This is a genomic window from Amycolatopsis sp. SID8362 (assembly GCF_010550475.1).
GTDB lineage: Bacteria > Actinomycetota > Actinomycetes > Mycobacteriales > Pseudonocardiaceae > Amycolatopsis > Amycolatopsis eburnea.
Genome location: NZ_JAAGNB010001344.1, coordinates 1 through 724 on the forward strand (window position 1 = coordinate 1; position 724 = coordinate 724).

At 74.9% G+C, this 724-nt stretch carries 1 pseudogene; it reads left to right on the forward strand.

The window, feature by feature from the left end:
• Window positions 1-19 precede the first annotated feature (19 nt).
• Window positions 20-724: pseudogene (locus G3I65_RS41235) on the forward strand (fibronectin type III domain-containing protein); the annotation flags it as partial.

Consider the following 724-nt stretch of genomic DNA (forward strand, 5'->3'; position numbering starts at 1 on the left):
CGACAAGTCGACATTGGGCGTGGAGAGCTCGATCACGCCGCCCGCCGCCGAAACGCCGTCGGTGCTGGAGGTCGCGGGCGGGCCGTACCTGGTCTACCGCAACGCCGGCCGGATCGTCCGGCTCGGCGACCCGGTGGCCACCGTCGCGGCCGGCGGTCCGCTGGCCACGCCCGTCGCGACGAGCGACGGAACCCTGTGGGTGTACCGGATCGACACCGGCGCGGTGTGCGAACTGCCGCGCGGCGCCGCCACCCCGACCTGCCCGGCGCAGCTGCCCGCCGGGCACAGCGGGCTGCTCGCGCTGGCCGACGACCGGCCGGTGGTCCTGGACGTCACCGCGGACACGCTGAGCCCGGTGAGCAAGGACGGGCTCGGCGAGCCCGTCGCGATCGGCGTCAAGCTGCCCGCGACGGCGCTGGTGGCCAACACCTCGGTCGACGGGCGGCTCGCCGTCGCCGACCCGGACCGCAACCAACTGCACCTGATCGACACCACCGGGCTCGGGAAGGACGGCCGGGCCGGCCACCCGGTCTCGGTCGACCTGCCCAAGGACGGCCGGTTCAGCGGCCCGGTCGCCACCACGCACGTCGTCGCGCTCGTCGACGAAACCCGCAACGAGGTCCGGACCTACGACAGCCACGGCACCCTCAAGGGCACCAAGAAGGTGCCGGGCGGGCGGCCGCGGCTGGCGCACGGCCAGGACGACCGCGTCTACGTCGACAGC